Genomic DNA, 20,087 nt, shown 5'->3' on the forward strand with positions numbered 1-20,087 from the left:
TGTAAAGCTGATATATTCAACGTTGTAAATCTTGAACCACTTGGCTTGAAGAGGTTGGTAAACATGGTTGTTTATAACAATCCCGTCGTGCTTCAGCGCGCTGATCCCTGGGTGCTGAAAGTCGGCGATGAATACTATTTCACTGGTTCGGATCCGGAGTACAACACCATTGCCATACGGCATGCCTCCTCGATCAATGAACTGCAGGCCGCGCCTGAAACCGTGGTATGGCGCAAACATGAATCCGGACCGATGAGCAAATACATCTGGGCTCCTGAGCTCCATCGAGTGAATGATGCATGGTACATCTATTTCGCCGCTGCCGAGCGCGAATTCGAGGAGTCCGGACTTCCTACGCATCGCATGTATGTTTTGGAAAACAAGGACGATGACCCGACCAGCGATCACTGGGAGGAGAAGGGGCAAATCAAGACTCCTATCGACTCGTTCTCTTTGGACGCCACCACTGAGGTCATTGACGGCGTGCAGTACCTTATCTGGGCGCAGAAAGATCCCGCAATTGCAGGCAATTCAAATCTGTATATCGCTGCCATGGAGAATCCGTGGACGCTGGCCGGAGACCCTGTGATGCTGAGCAAGCCTGAATATGACTGGGAATGCGTTGATTTCCTAGTGAATGAAGGACCGGCGGTATTGCGGCACGGCGAGGATATTTATATTGCTTACTCGGCGTCAGGCACCGGCGTTCCATATGCAGTCGGCCTGCTTGCGGCAAAGCATGGCAGCGATCTTCTCGATCCGAAGTCGTGGGTCAAGAGTCCGGTGCCAGTATTCAAAACATGCGAAAAGAACGGGCAGTACGGTCCGGGGCATAATTCATTCGTCAAGGCTGAGGATGGAGTCACTGATTTGATGATCTATCATGCCCGCAACTACACGGAAATTAAGGGTGACCCCTTGTTTGACCCCAATCGCCATGCTCGTGTGGGCGTGGTCCGGTGGACAGAGGCAGGCCCCGACTTCGGCGTCCCAGAGCCGGATGTGGTCTGGTCGCCTTCGACTACCGAAGTGCTTCCTGCGGATGGCGGTCCTCAGGCTGGCACAAAGTTGTGAGGTGAATAGGAGGAAAACGTCGGGTAATATCGGCGTGTCCTTCATTTGTACAACGATAGAAAACACGATATAATTTCAATTACAACGTTGCAAATGAGCGGTGACGCTCACGGACAACCAGCAATGACGTTGATATGCACCACCTGCTGCCCGCAGAGCGGCGAATGGCAGGAATATCGAGGTTGCCGATTTGCGACGAATGGGATTGCGGTGGTTCCGTGGTCTGGAAGCAATAAGGAGAGATCCATGAAATTTAAGAAAAGCTTGATGGCTGCCGCGGCGGCGACGCTTGCCCTTGCGATGGGCTTGGCGGGATGCGGTTCTTCATCCAATGACGCTGAAACAACTGCTGACGGCAAAGTGAAAATCACCATGTGGCACGGCTTCTCCGAAGCTGATGGCAAGACCTTGCAGTCCATCGTCGATGGGTTCAATAAGTCCCAGGACAAGTATGAAATTGACGCACAGCTCCAGCCTTGGAGCACCATTGGCGAGACCATGGTAACCAAGGTCACCTCGGGTGACGGTCCAGATTTCGTCACCACCGGCGCAGACAACGGACAGGGCTGGTCGCTGGATGGAACATTCCAGTGCGTCAGCGATTTCTATGACAATAAGGACAACGAAACCGATAATTACATCGAAAACGTTGTCGACCAGATTACTTTCAATGTCGACGGCAATGAAGAAAAGTGCGCAGTGCCAATGGGCTACGCACCGACTGCCGTCTGGTACAACACCGATATGTGGCAGGCCGCAGGCTTGACCGACGCTGATATCCCGCAGACCTGGGATCAGCTGCTCGAAGTGGCCAAGAAGCTCACGAAGTCCGATGGTTCTCAGTATGGCATCGCTCTCGCTGATGCGGGTTGGGCTCCGTTCATGAAGGGCAACGGCACCGGCCTGTACACCACAGATGGCAAGGTCTCCATCAATTCCGAGGAGAATAAGGCATTCCTCGAGAAGATGCGTGGATTCTACAAGGGTGGATATACCGTTCCCGGTATGGATGACACCGCAGCGCGTGAGTCCTTCGAATCCGGTCAGTCCGCAATGGTGATCGTCGGACCGTGGGAAGACCAGGCCGCAACCGACAAGGGCATCAACCACGATCTCTTCCCGGTTCCGGATGGCTCCGGTTCCTACACCTATCCTGACGGCACCAAGGGTTCCAACATCGGTTCGACCGGCCTGTACTGGTGGGTCACTTCCCAGGTTGGCGACAGTGCAAAGAAGGACGGCATCTATGAGTTCTTCAAGTATTACAACAACCACGACAATCAGGTGAAGTGGTCTCTGGGCTCCGCATATCCGCCGAACAACACCACAGTAACCGCTGACGAGCTTTCTGAGCGTCCTTTGATCGCCAAGATCTCCGAGAATACCAGCAAGTCCTTCATCGGCATCGCAGGCCTGAAGGGTGGCTTCGGTGACATCGCTGCCACCTTGGATACGCTGACCACGAATACCACTCGTACGGATGACGATATTCAGTCTCTGCTGGATGAGGCGCAGTCCAAGATCCAGGGATATCTGGACGAGTACGCTGAAAACTAAAATTCCGGCTGACGGGTCGCCGATCAGCTAACCCAAACGGCCGCATCAGGCAGTCCGCCTCGTGCGGCCGTTGCTACGACCCACAGCTACCGGTATTTGGAGGAAACCATGTCTGCTGCAACGCACGAAGCGCACAAGGTTGCCAAGGAGAACAAGAAAGCCATATCGCGTCGTGATATGCGAACCGGCATTCTGTTCACGGCACCTGCGCTCATCATTCTCGCAATCTTCGTCTTCTATCCAGCCGTAAAGACTTTCCTGACATCACTGACCACTGACCGTATCAATCGATCAGGCAAGTTTGTCGGCCTTGATAATTACCTCAAGCTTTTCCAAAACCAAGATTTCTGGACTGATATCAAGAACACCTTGGTGTACGCGGTGCTCTATGCCCCGATTGTCGTCATTGTGGCGCTCGCTTTTGCACTGCTGCTCAATCGCAAGGATCTGAAGTTTGTCGGATTCTTCCGCACCTGCATGTTCCTGCCCTTCGTGATCTCCTTGACCGTTGCGGCCATAGCATGGCAGTTTATCCTTTCTCCTTCGCTTGGCCTGGTCCCGTATTGGTTCCAGCAGCTCACGGGTGTGGCGCATCTCAATCTGTTGGGAACCCGCGAAACCGCAATGGCGACGATCGTATTCATTACGGTATGGAAGAATTTCGGATACTTTATGGTGATCTTCCTTGCGGGTCTGCAGGGAATCTCGCAGGAATTGTATGAAGCGGCTTCTTTGGATGGTGCTTCGGCATGGCAGAAGTTCCGTTATATTACGCTTCCCGCACTGCGTCCAACCTTCAACTATGTGGTGATTTTCGGTTTGATCGGTTCCTTCCAGGTCTTCGATCAGGTGTTCATCCTGACATCCGGCGGCCCTGATCGCGCGACGGAAACCATTGTGTACCGCATTTACACCGAAGCCTTCGGTAACGGCAAGCTTGGATATGCATCTGCTCTGTCGTATGTATTGCTGATTATGACCCTGATCGTGGGCCTGATCCAGCTGTACACCAATGCCAAGCATGAAAAGGAGGAAATCGCATGAGTGCAGCAACAAAGACGGCTTCCAGCGAGAGCCTCGAAGAGATGAATGCTCGAATCAACGAAGAAAATGCGCGCCTACGCAAGAAGGCCACGACCCGTCGCCGCATAGGCTTGTTCTGGTCGTACTTCGCCTTGGTGCTCATCACCATTCTTATGGTGTTCCCGCTGATTATCGTGCTGCTTGTGTCATTTACGCCAAATGCCGTTACGCAGACATGGCCTCCTAAGGTTATTCCGTCCGCGTTCACCTTGGAAAACTACACCTCGCTGTTCCAAAGGCTTCCTGTCGGACGCGAAATGTTGAACACGGTGGTCTTCGCAGGCGTGGTCACCATAGTGTCGGTGTTCTTCGATTCCTTGGCCGCATACGGACTCTCTCGTGTGGATTTCAAGGGTCGCGGCCTTTTGCTCGGTGTGCTTATTGCAACCATGATGATTCCTGGCATGGCACTGCTTATCCCTGTCTATAAGCTGCTTGCTGGCATGGGTTTGGTGAACAGCTACTGGGGCATCATCATCCCTCGTATGGCTGATGTTGGCGGCATCTTCCTGTTGCGTCAGTTCTTCATCTCCATTCCCAAGGATTTGGACAATGCGGCTCGTATTGACGGCGCCGGTGAATTCCGCATCTTCGCTCAGATCATTCTGCCCAATGCAATTCCTGCAATTTTGACCGTGGGAATGTTCAACTTCATGGGTAACTGGAATGACCTGCTGTGGCCTTTGATCATGACATCCAAGCCGGAAACCAGAACCATTACGGCAGGTTTGGCAATGCTGACCGGTCATGGTTCTTCTGTGACCCCGTACGGCGTGGTTATGGCCGGTGCCTTATTTCCGCTCTGCCTTTGCTGGTGGTGTTCTTCTTCGTGCAAAAGCGATTCGTTGAAGGCATTGCCATGACGGGTATGAAGTAAAGCTGCCTATTCCAATAGGCATGGTGGGGATACGTCCCTTTCCTCCTACGCAGCGCTGATCGGGCGCTGCTCAAGGTGCGGCCAAAGTGCGTCATGGCCGCACCTTTTTCTTTGCTTGGTATGTGACATATCACGGTGCTCGCTGATTTGCGAGCTTCGATGCACGGGTTATCCAAGAGTGCTTCCGTAAGAGGTTCTATCTGATATTGCGGCGCATTGTGTTGCTGACATGACGGGCTAACGGCGTTGCGTAAACGTTGTACTGATAGAGTTAATGCGGCAAAAATATGTAGCGGTTACTTTGGAAGGCTTATGCAAGCGGCAATCGTTGCATGGGTTTTCTGCCGGATTGACGGTCTTTCGCCATAAGGCAGCATTCGTGATCGCGTGAACGGTGTGTGGACTTCGGTATTGAAGTCGGCCTCGGCCTCGCCGGGAAGGAGTGAGCGTGTCAGTGGATCAGTTGGGTGATATTAAGGTTTCGTCTCAAGATGACGAAGCATATGGTTACGTTCTCGTACATTTCCGCGAAGATCCCCAAGGGTATGCGGAACGCATATATCTGGACATCTCGGATGGCGACAATCCGCGTAAATGGCTCCCGCTCAAAGGCGGTGAGCCGATTCTGACTTCCGATATCGGAACCACAGGGGTGCGCGATCCGCATATCATCCGAAATCCTGAGAGCGGAGTGTGGACGATTCTTGCCACGGATCTGCGTGTATTCGGCGGCGAACGCGGCACTGAGCGTGGCGGAAATTGGTATGAATGGTCTCATCATGGCAGCACTTCACTGATTGTGTGGCAGTCAGAGGATCTGGTGCATTGGAGTGAGCCGCATATGCTGGATATGGCAATGCTTCCTGACGGTTCGCGTCTGGAACTGGGCATGGCTTGGGCGTGTGAGTGCCTGTGGGTGCCGGATTATTATCCAGTCGGACACGAGGGCGGACGAGGCGCCTTTGTGCTCTATTGGTCTTCCAAGATGTTTGCGGCAGATGATCCTGGGCATAAGGATGAGACGGTTGTCGATAAGGTTCTCTGGGGGGTGACCACCGATTTTTCGCAGCAAAGCTATGAATTTGGTGGAGTGTTTATCGATACCGGAGGCAATTCCATCGATACCACCATGATTCAGCGTCCGCTTCCGGATGGGGGAGTACGCACCTATCGCATCACCAAAGACAATAGCTTCGGCAATGGCATTTGGATGGATTCGACGGACGAGCCGCGATGGTGGGAGCCGAAGACGCAATGGCGGCGTGTGCAAACCAATATCGGTGATGAATACGAAGTAGGACACGGAGTGGAAGGCCCTGCGGTTTTCGCTGCACATCCAACTGCTGACGGTCGGCAACTGTGGTATTTATTCGTGGATGTCATCCCCTCGGTCGGGTACCGTCCTATGGTCGCCGATGATTTGGATCGTGGATGGCGGCCTTTGCGTGATGAAACATTCTCCCTGCGGGAACATACCAAACATGGTGGTGTGGCGTCGTTGACGCGAGCCGAATACGAGCGCTTGAGGGCATTGCTGTGAACAGGTTCCTCGTGGTGTCGGAGTGATTGTTGTGAAGCGCGCCTAGGCAATATCGCAAGCGGCCGATCTATATGAAGCTGGCACTGTTCGCGGCGCGTTGTTGTGAGCACTGAAATCGATATGTATACTGTCCTTTATAACGATAAAGTACAAGGTTGTACTAGCTGTCATTCTGCCAATGACCGGTTGTGCAGCATAAGGTCTGCATTGCATCTGAATGGAGCAATGCGCCACGAGTAACACCGCGCGGCAAGCCGTGCAGAAAGGAAATGCAATGAGTGACGTTGCGCCATCGCCTCAATCGGTTGAGGCCTCTCTGGTCGTTGATAACGCATTCGTGGTGGATAAGGTGAATCCCCGTCTCTTCGGTTCCTTTGTGGAACACCTCGGTCGCTGCGTATACGAAGGGATTTACGAGCCGGGTCATCCGAAGGCGGACGAAGAAGGATTCCGCCAGGATGTGATTGATCTGGTCCGTGAACTGGGAGTGACCACGATTCGTTATCCGGGAGGAAATTTTGTGTCCGGATATCGCTGGGAAGATGGCGTTGGTCCAAAGGAACAGCGTCCTCGCCGCCTTGATCTGGCATGGCATTCCACAGAAACCAATCAGTTCGGTCTGCATGAGATGGTTGCTTGGCTGAACAAGGTCGGCGGCAACGAACTCATGGAGGCCGTCAACCTTGGCACGCGAGGGCTGGAAGAAGCGCTTGATCTCTTGGAATATGCCAATATCCCTTCAGGGACCGCATTGTCGGAGCAGCGACGTGCCAATGGCAGCGACAAACCATTCGATATTCGTATGTGGTGCCTCGGTAACGAAATGGACGGGCCGTGGCAGACTGGTCACAAGAATGCCGAAGATTACGGAACCTTGGCCGCCTCGGTCGCAGCGGGAATGCGCATGATCGACCCCGATGTGGAATTGGTGGTATGCGGCTCATCCGCTCACGGCATGCCAACATTCGGATCTTGGGAAGAAACGGTTCTGGAGAAGACATACAACGATGTGGACTTCATTTCCTGCCATGCCTACTATCAGCCGGAAAATGGTGATATGGCAAGCTTCCTCGCTTCAGGCGTGGATATGGATGGCTTCATTCGCGATGTGGCGGCGACTATCGATGCCACCAAGGCACGGCTGAAGAGCGATCATAAGGTCTACATTTCCTTCGATGAATGGAATGTGTGGTACCAAAACGCGGAGGCAAGCCAGACAGCGAAGGGCATCGGCAATTGGCCGGTGGCTCCGCATTTGCTGGAAGACGTGTATTCCGTGGCCGATGCCGTGGTATTCGGCGACCTGCTGATAACCCTGTTGAAGAATGCCGATCGAGTGCATGCAGCATCCTTGGCACAATTGGTCAATGTTATCGCGCCCATCATGACCGAGGCCGGCGGCGACGCCTGGCGTCAAACCACATTCTTCCCCTTTGCGCTCACTTCCAAATATGCCAAGAACGGCACGGTGCTGGCTCCAAAGCTGGATAGCGCACAGCATCATACCGAACGCTTCGGTGATGTTGACACGGTGAATGCCGTTGCCGTACGAGGAGAAGACGGTTCGATGACGGTGTTCGCGGTGAATCGATCACTTGAACAGACGGCTCAGTTCACGGTGTCTTTGCCCGATGATGGCGCATACTCCACGGTTGAGGCGCAGACGCTCCATGATGACGATATCAATGCGAAGAATACCGTCGATGACCAGAATCGTGTTGGCATGCAGACCAATACCAGTGCAGCAATAAGCGATGGAAAGGTAAGCATCACCTTGTCTCCAGTGTCGTGGACGGCAATTCATATTGCATAGTTTGAGGGATGAAGGGCTGTGTGCTCTGCCAAGGTACGACCTTCGGACAGGGCACACAGCCATATGGCATTCGCGATACGATGAAGTGCGATACCGATGATCCGTGCTGCAAATCGCCGGCTGCGGCGCTGGTATGGTAGGTACAGAAACGCGATATGACGCGAATCGAAATGGTAAACGGATGGCGGGCGAATGACAGTGGGTAAACGCGTAACAATCAAAGATGTGGCCCAGCATGCCGGTGTCTCTATAAAAACCGTTTCCAATGTGCTCAATAACACCGGAAGCATGCGGCCATCCACCAAGCAGCGTGTGCAGGAGTCAATGAAAGAACTCGGTTACGCAATCAATATTTCTGCGCGCTCGCTCAAAACCGGCAGCACCAAGCTTCTGGGCCTCGCCATATTTGACTTCTCTCAGCCTTTCGCTCCGTATCTCGTCGATACGGTTATTGCTGCGGCTCGCAAATGCGGTTATGGAGTTATCATCAACACCTACGGTGAGGACGGTAGGGGTTTGTCGGCAATAATCGATGAAACCCATCGTCTGCCTGCGGATGGTTGGATAATGTTTGCGGATAGGCCTTTTGAACAAGAGGGCGCATTGCTTGAACAGCCATATCCTATTGTGCTGGTGGGTGATTATCTTGCTCATAGCAAGACGGATTGGGTGACCATGCCTAATCGTCAAGCCATGCATGCGGTGACCTCTCGCCTTATTGAGGCGGGCTGTCGTTCCATAGCGGTGCTGGGCGTTCCGGAGCGTATCGGTGCGCATGGAGAGCATCTTGAGGCAGAAGAAGGCACGCAAGAACTGCGCATTCAGGGTTATATGCAGGCCTTGTGCGAGCATGATATCGAAGTCAATTGGGATCTGCTCTTGACATGGGAATGCATGTTGGGAGAAAGTGGCAGAAGTGCCGTGCGCAATATGCTTGATTCGGGAATACGCCCGGATGCCTTGATCTGCTTGAATGACGCCTTGGCTTTCGGAGCAATGCATGAGTTGCAAGTAAGTGGATTGCGCATTCCTCAGGACATCCAAGTCGTAGGTTTCGATAATGTGCCGGAAGCGAGCTACTCAACACCCGCGTTGACCACTGTGGATCCGTTCATTGACGACTATGCCAAGCATGCTGTGGATATGCTCATCGAACGCATCGAGGGATATCAAGGTGAAGCGCGCACGTATACCACTGATTTCACCATTGTGGAACGAGAGTCCACCGCGCTCTGACCGGTTGTGACCTCGATGCGCACCCGCTTTCTGAAGGCGTATTCGTTAACACATCGATACAATGGCCGCATAGGACAGGATGTGCAAAGTACAGGGTTATCACTGCGCGTGCCGGGCGGTACAGCGAGCTGTGGGTTGGTCAGGCTTGTAACCGCTGAATGCTGTGCTTGCAGATGGGCATGAAGAAGGTTGTGCAGAAAACAATGCAATCAGAGGGAAAACGAACTCAAGACGAGCGGAATATTCCACAAGCCATCGAAATTCGCGGCGCTCGCGTACACAATTTGAAGAATATCGATGTTGATATTCCGTTGCATGAGATCGTGGCTGCAGCAGGGGTGTCAGGCTCTGGCAAGTCTTCATTGGCTTTGGGCGTGGTGTATGCAGAAGGATCCAGGCGATATCTCGACTCACTGTCCATATATACGCGCAGGCGCATGTCCCAAGCATCCAAGGCTCAGGTTGATGAGGTGCGGTATGTTCCGGCGGCTCTGGCCCTTCATCAACGTCCAGGCATTCCCGGTGTGAGAAGCACATTCGGTACGGGCACGGAATTGCTCAATAGCCTGCGGCTAATGTTTTCCAGACTGGCAAGTCACCGTTGTCCCAACGGGCATTATGTTGCCCCGACACTGGATGTGGCAGCAGAACGTGAATTGGTATGCGATCAATGTGGAGAGCATTTCTACGCACCGTCTGCAGAAGAGTTGTCATTCAATAGTCAGGGCGCCTGTGATCGTTGCGGTGGCACTGGAATCGTACGGACAGTAGATAAGTCGACCTTGGTGCCGGATGAGTCCTTGACCATAGACGAAGGAGCTGTAGCGCCGTGGAATTCGCTGATGTGGTCGATTATGACGGATGTGGCCCGAGAGATGGGCGTGCGGACTGACGTGCCCTTTTCGCAGCTGAGCGACAAGGAAAAGGATATCGTTTATAACGGTCCACAGGAGAAGAAGCATATTCTCTATCATTCGAAAAAGACCAATCAGGCTGGGGAGCTTGACTTCACCTTCTTCAATGCCACATACACTGTGGAGAACGCCTTGTCGAAGGTCAAGGACGATAAGGGCATGAAGCGTGTGGAGCGTTTCCTTAAGCAGGAGACGTGTCCTCAATGTGGCGGAACGCGTCTTTCGGACGCTGCCAGGGCGCCGAAAATCCGTGATCTCAATCTTGGCCAAGTGTGTGCTATGACCTTGGAGAAGCTCAGTGAGTGGGTGACAGGTATTGAGCCAACATTGCCGGAAGCGATGCGCCCTATGGCTCACAGCATTGTTGAGTCCTACCTCACATCGGCGAAGCGATTGGAAGAGCTCGGCCTCGGTTACCTGACTCTCGACCGTGCAACCTCAACGTTGTCCACTGGTGAACGCCAGCGTATGCAACTGGCTCGTGCTGTGCGAAATCGCAGCACTGGTGTGGTGTATGTCTTGGACGAACCATCCATAGGACTGCATCCCTCCAATGTCACAGGACTTATTGGAGTTATGAGAGATCTGGTCGCGGATGGCAATTCCGTACTCGTGGTCGATCATGACACCCAGGTGCTTGCTGAGGCTGACTGGATGATCGAAATGGGGCCGGTCGCTGGCAAATCAGGCGGCAATGTCATCGCCCAAGGCACTATCGAAACGATAACGAATGATAAAAACTCCAGAATCGGTCCGTTCTTGAAACTTGATCATCCAGCTCGCGTGAGGGATCGGATCGAGAAGGATTCCATATTCGAGTTTGGACATATCCGCATGTCCACCGATTCAATTCACACCGTCAAGCCACTTGAAGTCGACATTCCCAAAGGTCGTTTGACGGTGGTCACTGGTGTATCCGGATCCGGCAAGACCACTATGGTTTTGGAAAGTCTCATACCTGGTTTGCAAGCAGCGTCTGCAAAAGAACAATTGCCTAAGCATGTGCGGAGTATCGAAGCTGCTGGCATTGAACAGGCGAAATTGATTGATGCCTCTCCGATTGGTATTAATGTGCGATCAACAGTGGCAACCTATGCCAATGTGCACGATGAGCTGCGCAAGCTCTATGCACGGACTCCTGAGGCCAAGCGCTTGGGATATAAGGCCGGTGCGTTCTCATACAATACCGGAGCGTTGCGATGCCCGGTCTGTGATGGAACGGGTGTTATCAGTCTCGATGTGCAATTCCTGCCTGATGTGGATATTCCTTGTCCTCAATGCCGTGGCTCGAGATATGCCAAGGAAGCGGGGAACATACGGCGAAAGGGTGCGGATTACAAGGAATATTCGTTGCCGGAGCTGATGTCGATGGATGTCGATTCTGCCTTGGAGGCGTGCGCCGGCTTGAAATCGATAAGTCGACGGCTTCAAGTGCTGCACGATTTGGGATTGGGATATTTGACGCTGGGCGAAGAAACTCCGAGTCTGTCGGGTGGAGAGGCACAGCGCCTGAAGTTGGCAAGTGAAATGGGCAAGGGGCAGTCGGCATCGCTATTTGTATTCGATGAGCCGAGCATTGGCTTGCATCCTTCAGATGTACGCACGCTTTTGGGGGTATTCCAAACACTTATTGACCAAGGTGCAACGGTTATTGTTATCGAGCATGATTTGGACGTGATTGCCAATGCCGATTACATCATTGATATGGGGCCAGGCGGAGGAGAATCAGGCGGGCGAATTGTCGCTATTGGAACTCCTGAGGAGATCGCTCAGTCTTCACAAAGTATTACGGGGAAGTATTTGCGCTAACGCTACGTGATCGTAATAAGTGATCTACTGTGGTGAAAGTGCACATGCAATCATCGGGCTTGATCCATGTGTTATTCGGATTCCGGCATGAGCGCCATACTGTGTACTTTGGGTATGCGCCTCGGATAGGGCAAAGTACTTGGGGAAGGCACCCCTCATGCCTTCGTCAAACTACGACTTGGGTGTGTCTATAGGTGTGCTTGATCTGTCTGGCCGTCGTTTTGTCCCTTCTATCATCCTGCTTACGGAGTCAAGCCAGCAGAATGCGACCGGCGCCACCAGCAGCCACGCGATCAATGCGTCACCTCCTCGCAGCCAGTACGCAATCGATATCACCGGAACGGTGATAGACAGGATTGCGCTGAACCAACCCCAGACATGTGATCGGGTCCATTCCGGACGTCTCAGTTTCAGGCGAAGCATGGGCTCTTCACCGCGCCTATGCCAGTTATCTCAGTCCCGAAAGCTGTCGCCGCGTCTCCTAAAGAGCGAACCTTCTCATAACTGAAGGATTCCCCGATCATAATCTGGATAACTCTTCTCTTCCTCAGCCCGTCCGACATAATCACCTCCATGATTATAGTAGGGATCGGTATTCGAAGTTTGGCGCTTCCATATCACATTGCTTTTCTTGAATGGCATGGCCATATCCATCACAGACGAACACAGTATTCAATACGACAGAGCTGAATGCGCATCGTTTAATATTGCCGTTACCTTATTGCCAATCGATATGCAGAGGAAGAGGCTCGATGACGAGCTGTTCGTATATGTGTGCGATGAAACATATTGGGAAAATTGAAATGGTTCAAGACCATCAATATCGCAGGTGAGCATTTGACGGCTCAGGGACATTGCAATGTGGTGTAAGGGGAATAGTAAATCGCACCCCCGAAAGCCGAACTGAAGCAATTCAGATTCGTTGATCGAAGGTGCGATTTTGATGCCGCTGCACCACATGTGTGGATGGTGTCGCGGCTTATTCATTCATTACTATTGGCCGCCACTTGTATCGGTGTTGGTTGAACCGTCTGTCCCGCCGCTGTTGCCGCTGCCGTTGCTTCCACTGGTTCCATCGGTAGGCGTGCCATTCCCGCTTTCAGGTGTGGTGCCGTTTGAATCCGAATCGGAGGAACCGTCACCGCTGCCACTACCGGAACCGGAGTTCTGCTGGGTGGAGTTTTGTTGCTCGGTATCCTGGCTTTCCTGGCGTGGGGTCTGCTGTTGCGTGCTGCTGCTACGCGAACCGGTGCCCCAAGTGCCATCCGTGCCGCCGATCTTGCCGGTGTCAGTAGGAGTCGGGAAGGCTTCGTCGGCAGTGTCTGCCAGAGCTTGCTTCATATACTCGGTGAACAGATGAATCGGGTAATCACTGCCGCCGCTGTATCCGCTGAATGATGGGATCTCCTGCGGATTGCCATCGGCATCCGGATACCACATGGCAAAAACGGTGACGGTATTCGGAGTGAAACCGACGAAACTGCCAGCGGTGCTATCGTTTGCCGTACCTGATTTGCCCGCCATTGTCTTGCCCACTGAACGAGCCTCGGTTGCGGTTCCATACTGGATGGTTCCGGTCATGGCCTTTTCTACCAATGATGTGTCGTTCTGAGTAAAGACCGACTCGGTGGAGGTAGGAGCTTGGTAGAGCTCTTTATTCTCGGAATTCGTCACACTGGAAACGATATGCAGCGTGGGCTTATTGCCGTTATTGGCGATAGTTGCGTATGCGCGAGCAACCTCGCTGACATGAACGCTGTCGTTGCCAAGAACCGTGAAGGGGTTGTCGCCTGTTACATGATCGGCATCCATACCTGCGGTAACTGCGGTTTCTGCAACCTTCGCGGCTCCCAGCTTCTCCTGCAAGGCCATATAGACGGTGTTCACCGAGTATGCGGTTGCGGTGGAAAGGTTGATGTAACCGTAGCTTTGGTTGCCGAAGTTCTGCACGGGTGAAGAGATGCCGGTGAAAGACTGCGGCGAATTGCCGTTGAAGGTTGTCTCAAGGCTGACGCCCTGCTGAACCGTGGCCAATAGCGCGAAAGGTTTCATGGTCGAACCCGGCTCATATCGAGCCTGTGTGGCGTTGTTCAGCTGTTTGGTCAGGTAATCATCGCCTGCATACAGCGAGATCATGGAGCCATCCTTCGGATTGACGGACATGCTGCCGATTTGCAATCCATCCGGAACGACGCCGGCTCCGCCTTGTGATGGGCTGGCCACCTGGAACATCAAGTCCTGCTTGGCTTTGTCAATCGTGGTGACGATTTTGTATCCGCCGGTATCAAGATCATCTTCTGTGAATGAGCCACTGCTGGTGAGCTCGTCGCGGACCATTTGCAACAAATAGCCCTTTGGGCCGCTGTAGACGTCTTCCTGAGTATTGGCGACTGTCTCCGGCATAGCAGCCTGTGATGCCTCATCTGAGGTGATATAGCCATCTTCTTTCATGATATTGATGACTCGATTGAATCGAGAGGTGGCCTGCTCGAGATTGATTGCTGGATCCCAAGAGCTTGGCGCAGATGATGCCTGCAAGCATGGCTGCCTCGGAAATGGTCAGGTCCTTGGCGTCCTTGTTGAAATAAGCCTTGGCTGCCGCCTGAATACCGTAGGCTCCGCGACCGAGATAAATGGTGTTCATATAATTGCATAGCACAGTGTCTTTATCCTGTGTCTGTGCGATTTTCAGGGCGAGAATGGCCTCATGGGCCTTGCCGAGATATGACGTTGTTTCACCCAGATAATACCGTTCGGCATATTGCTGGGTTATGGTGGATCCACCTTGACGAGAGCCGGTGGTGACGTTATTGAAGAAGGCTCGTGCTATGCCCTTGAGGTCAATGCCGCTATCGGTGTAAAAGGTTCGGTTTTCCGATGCGACGATGGCCTGTCCCACATATTTGGGCAGGACGGAACAGTCGATGATCTCTCGGTTCTGATCGGCGAATGAGCCATTTCCGTGGTGCCGTCCGAGTAATAGACCGTGGTCTTTTGGGACATGGCGATTTTTTCTGGCTGGGGGATTTCCGTAGTGATATACAGATATGCGAATGCCGCGACGCCGAGCACGATGATGGCGCCGATTATGCCCAAAATCCATTTGAGCAGAAGATGCTTCTTGCGTCCCTTTTGTTTCGGGCCGTTCCCCTTGGAACGATGAGTTCCGCCTCCTGCGTGACGGGACGCTGCGTTACGTTGTGTGGTGCTCCGTGTGCTGCGTGTTTTGTTGCCAGACAGATTGCTGGCACCACGCGAAGATGCGCTACGAGTCTGTGAAACCATGTCTCCAAGGTAACTGTTGCCCCTGAGAATGCCGCCCGTATGCTCGGAACTCTCACAAATGTACTCTTCAAGCAATACGAAAACCAAACGTAGCAATGATGTGTACCGGTTTACATTCCATGTGATTTTTCAGGAATTCGGGGTTATGCTTGAGCTTTGTAATGCAATGCTTGACAACATATCAGGAGGGATTCCTATGGGCATTCGCGTAGCCATCGCTGGCGTGGGCAATTGTGCCTCATCCTTAATTCAAGGCGTGGAATATTACAAAGACACTGCCGATGATGACAAGATCCCAGGATTGATGCATAACAATTTCGGAGGATACCGCGTCCGAGACATCGAATTTGTCACCGCATTTGATGTGGATGCCTTGAAAGTCGGCAAGGATCTGTCTGAGGCGATCGGTGCCTCTCAGAACAACACCATAACCTTTGCCGATGTGCCAAAGCTGGATGTTGAAGTGTTGCGCGGGCCGACATATGACGGTTTGGGCGAATACTACCGCGAGATGATCGAGGAATCCGATGCCGAGCCGGTTGATGTGGCGCAAGTGCTCAAGGACAAGCAAGTGGATGTGCTGGTGAGCTATCTGCCTGTGGGTTCCGAAGAAGCGGATAAGGCATATGCCACGGCCGCCATGGAAGCGGGATGCGCTTTCGTGAACTGCCTTCCGGTATTCATCGCTTCCGATCCTGAGTGGGCGCAAAAGTTCCGCGATGCCGGTGTCCCGATTGTTGGCGATGACATCAAGAGCCAGGTGGGTGCAACCATTACGCACCGCGTTATGGCTCGACTGTTTGAAGATCGTGGTGTGCGTTTGGATCGCACTTACCAGCTTAATGTGGGCGGCAATATGGACTTCATGAATATGCTCCAGCGCTCGCGTTTGGAATCCAAGAAGGTTTCCAAGACGAGGGCCGTCACTTCAGTGGTACCTCATGATATGGAATCGCGCAATGTGCATATCGGTCCTTCTGATTATGTGGCGTGGTTGGATGACCGCAAGTTCGCCTTCGTGCGCCTTGAAGGCACCACATTCGGCGATGTTCCGTTGAATCTTGAATACAAGCTGGAGGTATGGGATTCCCCGAATTCCGCGGGAATCGTCATTGATGCCGTCCGTGCGGCGAAGATCGCTCTGGATCGTCATCTCTCCGGCCCGATTTTGGCTCCTTCAGCCTACTTCATGAAGTCTCCTGCTGTGCAGCACGAGGATAATGAAGCACGTCAATTGGTTGAGCGTTTCATTGCCGGGGATGTTGAAGCCAATGAGGAACAGTTGGACGCCGATGTTGCTGCCGCACAGGAAGCTGGCAAGGATGTGTGGCGAGCATAGGCTTTGCCTGTGAATTATCGCCTGTGAATATGGTGGCGGCCGTCCGACTCATGTGAGTGGACGGCCGCCACCATATTCATTTGCTACGAATGCTACGCATTGCGGCGATAGCAAAGCTCGCTCGAAAGGGGCGCGCGATGCGCTCCTATTGCGAACAATGAGCATGCTCTCATCCACTGGTGTCAGCGGTGATGCCTTGAGCATGCTTTGCGGTTTATTGACGTTCCTCGTTCGCGCCCAGCAGGGAAGCGATATCATGCTCATAAGCGTTGAGCGCAGTGGCAATCACTTGGTGCATGTCGTAGTACTTGTATGTGCCCAAGCGGCCTCCGAACACCACTGAGGGTTGCTGCGCCGCCGAATCCGCGTAACGTGCGTATAAATCCTTGTCGGTCTGGGTGTTCACTGGGTAGTAGGGCTCGTCTCCGCGCTCAGCAGTACGGCTGTATTCCCTCCATACCACGGTTTTATTGGCATTTTGCTGCGCTCGGCGCTCAGGGTTGAAGTTCTTGAATTCGATTGCGCGGGTGTATGGCACGTCTGCGTCAGCGAAGTTCATGACCGGGCAGCCAAGATGGTCGGCTTCGTCATAGCGAACCTCTTCGAAGTCCACTGTGCGCCACTTGAGTTCGCCAAGACTGTAATCAAAATAACGATCAACAGGACCTGTGTAGACCACCGGCACCTTGCCCACAATCGCGTCACGATTCAATGGCTGGGTAGTGTCGAAGAAATCAGTATTCAAACGAACATCGATGCGAGGATCATCGATCATGCGCTCAAACCAAGTCGTATACCCGTCTTCAGGCAGGCCTTCCCAAGTGTCCTTGAAATATCGGTTGTCATAGTTGAAGCGCACCGGCAAGCGGTTGATAATGCCAGCAGGCAGTTCTGCCGGATCGGTTTGCCACTGTTTTCCCGTGTAATTTTTGATGAATGCCTCATACAATGGGCGGCCAATAAGGGAAATGCCCTTATCGTTGAGATTCTGCGGATCGCTGCTCGCCAGCTCGCCGGCCTGTTCGCGGATAAGCGCTTCGGCCTCCTGAGGAGTGTAGTGGGCGTGGAAGAACTGGTTGATGGTGCCCAGATTGATGGGCAGAGGGAAGACTTCGCCACGATGGGTGGTGTAGACGCGGTGTACATAATTGGTGAATTTGGTGAACCTATTGACATATTCCCAGACCACCGGACTGGAGGTGTGGAAAAGATGGGCACCATACTTATGGATCTCGGCGCCGGTTTCCTTGTCAATATAGGAATATGCGTTGCCGCCGATATGGTCGCGAGATTCCAAAATCAACACTCGCGCTCCGGCGTGCTCAACGGCCTGCTGCGCAACGGTGAGACCAAATAGGCCTGCGCCTACAATCACTAAATCGACGTTTTCAAGTTCCTCTGTGATGTCGGCTGCCATGAAGCCTCCTGTGTGTGCGTTGTGCGTACGTATCTGCATTGAGAGGAACCGTTGGACAGTCCCTTGCTACGCATGCATTATAAGCGTACCTCGAAAGGGTTGAGTTGGATTTGCCGATGCTTTGCGCAATATGGGTACATGCGAACACTTGAATATTGACTGCTCACTAAGAGCAGGGTGGTATTACAGCGTTTTCACCATCCATACATGAGGACATCCCTCTTCTGGGAATGGCTCTCCTTGGGCATGGTATCCATTGCTGGCGTAGAACGGCATGGCACGCTGTTGTGCCGCCAACCGTATGCTGTCACCATTCAATTGCCGGATAAGTCGCTCTGCTTCCGCAAGCAGTGTCGAACCAAGATGCTGACCGCGGTATTGCTTGTTGACGGCCACTCGTCCGATAACATAACTTTGCTGCTCTTCGTCCCAGAAGAAACGACATGTTGCGGCAGGGTGCGATCCATCGTATGCCACGATGTGTGTGGCCTGCGAATCGATATCGTCAAATTCTTCTTCAAATCCCTGCTCCTCCATGAATACGGCTGTGCGTATTTGCCGTGCCTCTTCAGGCAATGAGTCGAAAGATTTCAGAGTGAATTGGCTGGTATTGTGCGACGAGGATTCCATGATGATGATTATACGGTTGCCATGATGAGGGCGATAGCTGATGCATGGCAAAGATATCCCAATACTGTCCCCAAATGGAATACTTCATGATATTCAAACCAATTGGGGATGGGGTTGGGCTTGCGTAATGCGAAGCATGCGGCGCCTGCAATATATGCCAATCCTCCAGCGATTATCAATAGTGCTGGTATGGCGCCTAAGGATGCCCATACCAAGGGGATTATGGCAATGCTCGATAATCCCAATACGACGTACACGATGGTGAAAGTCCAATCGGGGGCATTCATCCATATATTACGGGCTATGCCACCCAGTATCGCGGCAAACCAAATCGCGGCAAGATATGCCCATTGCAAAGGTGGTTGGGCGGCGATGATTATCGGCGTATTCGTGGCTGCAATCAGGAAGAAGATATTGGCATAGTCGATGCGGCATAGTGCGCTCACCGCATTGATATTGCGCCAATGTCCCACATGAAGCATGGCGCTTATTGAGAATAACGATGCTGAAGCGATGCCAAATATGATGCTCGCAACGGTGGTGAGAGTGGTAGGTGCCAGGAAGCTGATCGCAGTTGTTATTACAGCGCTTATTGGCAACATCACCGCATGCTGCCAGCCTCGCATTCGTGGCTTGTGATTACCGAAGGCATCGGTGGGGGCGGCCGGTGCGGAATCGGTATGTGCTGACTGTACAGAGGTGGATGCGGTGACGGAATTTGCTTTGTGGTCGATGACATTGCCGAGCGAATGTGCGCGTGTGCGGTGTGTATTGCCTTTGAGAGCTGTTGAAGAGGTTGGCGGTTTGTGAGGCGTCACGGAACCCGGACTTGCCGCAGCGTGAGGTCTTGGTACGGTGTCAGCAGTCATGGTCCATTCCTTGGTATTCGGGCTCGATGTTGGGCACCATGCTACTGAAATGCCATGGGTACGCGATGGGTTTTTGCTGAGCGTTGAATGAAGAGTTTCTCGAAGGTTGAAAGGAGCTGAGCGGTTGGATGGATGAGGAAATCCACAGGGTGGATTATTCGTCGATCGTCACAGTGTTATGGCGAAAAAATGATGGCATTTGCATGCTTCGCGAATCTATTCTCCGCTCGTGGCGTGCACTTTTCCAAGGATGGTGTATATTAGTAAAGCCTCCATGTGGCGTTATGTCACCCAACTCCCCCAGGGCAGGAATGCAGCAAGGGTAAGTGGCCTCTGACGGGTGCGTGGAGGTTTTCTATTTCGCCACTACAATGGCGCTATGTCGGGTTAATGGACAAAATGTGTGTCTAATACGGCGTGTCAGAGTGGTCGTCCTGCCCATCCCTTTCTGATGCCGAAACCTCCTTCCCATGCATCGATTCCGGGTGCCGGCCGTTGCACTTCGGTATGGTCCGTGCGGGCGACGGGATGCCGTGCCAGTTCGGCAGTCCGCCCGCCCCCATAGCTCCGGGGTGACGAATCGTTCCGGCCTCGGATCCGCGGTCTTCATGTAAAGCACCACGTCGCAGCAGCGTCGCATGCGC

Annotated in this window: 12 protein-coding genes, 1 other RNA gene and 1 pseudogene; 10 read left to right on the top strand and 4 right to left on the bottom strand. The window is 52.9% G+C overall.

The features are described from left to right. Positions 1-63: 63 nt before the first annotated feature. The 8 genes from BITS_RS08420 to BITS_RS08455 all read left to right on the top strand — a co-directional run bounded on the left by BITS_RS08420 (position 64) and on the right by BITS_RS08455 (position 11,903). Positions 64-1,074 carry a glycoside hydrolase family 43 protein gene (locus BITS_RS08420; RefSeq protein ID WP_026642381.1) on the top strand — a complete coding sequence of 337 codons (1,011 nt, stop codon included), beginning with the start codon at positions 64-66 and terminating at the stop codon, positions 1,072-1,074. Between the two features lie 246 nt (positions 1,075-1,320). Continuing rightward, positions 1,321-2,631 carry an ABC transporter substrate-binding protein gene (locus BITS_RS08425; RefSeq protein ID WP_026642380.1) on the top strand — a complete coding sequence of 437 codons (1,311 nt, stop codon included), beginning with the start codon at positions 1,321-1,323 and terminating at the stop codon, positions 2,629-2,631. A 108-nt stretch (positions 2,632-2,739) separates the two neighbouring features. Then, positions 2,740-3,675 (top strand): carbohydrate ABC transporter permease, encoded by a 936-nt coding sequence (locus tag BITS_RS08430; protein WP_026642379.1) that lies wholly within the window; start codon positions 2,740-2,742, stop codon positions 3,673-3,675. Continuing rightward, a complete protein-coding gene (locus tag BITS_RS08435) occupies positions 3,672-4,577 on the top strand; it encodes a carbohydrate ABC transporter permease (protein WP_238556584.1) in 906 nt (301 codons plus the stop codon). The genes BITS_RS08430 and BITS_RS08435 overlap by 4 nt, the downstream gene beginning before the upstream one ends. A gap of 462 nt (positions 4,578-5,039) precedes the next feature. Then, positions 5,040-6,131 (top strand): glycoside hydrolase family 43 protein, encoded by a 1,092-nt coding sequence (locus BITS_RS08440; protein ID WP_238556585.1) that lies wholly within the window; start codon positions 5,040-5,042, stop codon positions 6,129-6,131. A gap of 274 nt (positions 6,132-6,405) precedes the next feature. Beyond that, positions 6,406-7,944, top strand: coding sequence for an arabinosylfuranosidase ArfA (gene arfA / locus BITS_RS08445; RefSeq protein WP_026642376.1), 1,539 nt, complete (start codon positions 6,406-6,408; stop codon positions 7,942-7,944). Positions 7,945-8,142: 198 nt separating this feature from the next. Continuing rightward, complete coding sequence (locus tag BITS_RS08450; protein ID WP_026642375.1) at positions 8,143-9,180, top strand: LacI family DNA-binding transcriptional regulator; 1,038 nt, start codon at positions 8,143-8,145, stop codon at positions 9,178-9,180. 203 nt (positions 9,181-9,383) lie between these two features. Then, positions 9,384-11,903 (top strand): excinuclease ABC subunit UvrA, encoded by a 2,520-nt coding sequence (locus BITS_RS08455; RefSeq protein ID WP_044259810.1) that lies wholly within the window; start codon positions 9,384-9,386, stop codon positions 11,901-11,903. Between the two features lie 993 nt (positions 11,904-12,896). Here the strand turns inward: BITS_RS08455 and BITS_RS08460 are convergent. Further along, a pseudogene (locus BITS_RS08460) lies at positions 12,897-15,188 on the bottom strand (transglycosylase domain-containing protein). A gap of 196 nt (positions 15,189-15,384) precedes the next feature. Here BITS_RS08460 and BITS_RS08465 point away from each other — a divergent pair. Beyond that, the gene (locus tag BITS_RS08465) at positions 15,385-16,527 is read left to right on the top strand and encodes an inositol-3-phosphate synthase (RefSeq protein ID WP_026642372.1); all 1,143 of its coding nucleotides are present in this window, start codon (positions 15,385-15,387) and stop codon (positions 16,525-16,527) included. A 214-nt stretch (positions 16,528-16,741) separates the two neighbouring features. On the opposite strand, the gene glf is transcribed toward BITS_RS08465, so the two are convergent. From glf to trhA, 3 genes are all read right to left on the bottom strand, one after another. Next, on the bottom strand, positions 16,742-17,944 hold the full coding sequence (glf, locus tag BITS_RS08470; protein WP_154568348.1) for a UDP-galactopyranose mutase: 1,203 nt from the start codon (positions 17,942-17,944) through the stop codon (positions 16,742-16,744). Positions 17,945-18,127: 183 nt separating this feature from the next. Next, a complete protein-coding gene (locus BITS_RS08475; protein WP_034534104.1) occupies positions 18,128-18,574 on the bottom strand; it encodes a GNAT family N-acetyltransferase in 447 nt (148 codons plus the stop codon). Between the two features lie 8 nt (positions 18,575-18,582). Beyond that, on the bottom strand, positions 18,583-19,443 hold the full coding sequence (trhA, locus tag BITS_RS08480) for a PAQR family membrane homeostasis protein TrhA (protein ID WP_051264366.1): 861 nt from the start codon (positions 19,441-19,443) through the stop codon (positions 18,583-18,585). Between the two features lie 263 nt (positions 19,444-19,706). Here trhA and ffs point away from each other — a divergent pair. Next, an RNA gene (gene ffs, locus BITS_RS09020) (signal recognition particle sRNA small type) lies at positions 19,707-19,803 on the top strand. The last annotated feature ends 284 nt before the right edge of the window (positions 19,804-20,087 follow it).

The organism is Bifidobacterium tsurumiense, from assembly GCF_000741765.1.
Classification (GTDB): domain Bacteria; phylum Actinomycetota; class Actinomycetes; order Actinomycetales; family Bifidobacteriaceae; genus Bifidobacterium; species Bifidobacterium tsurumiense.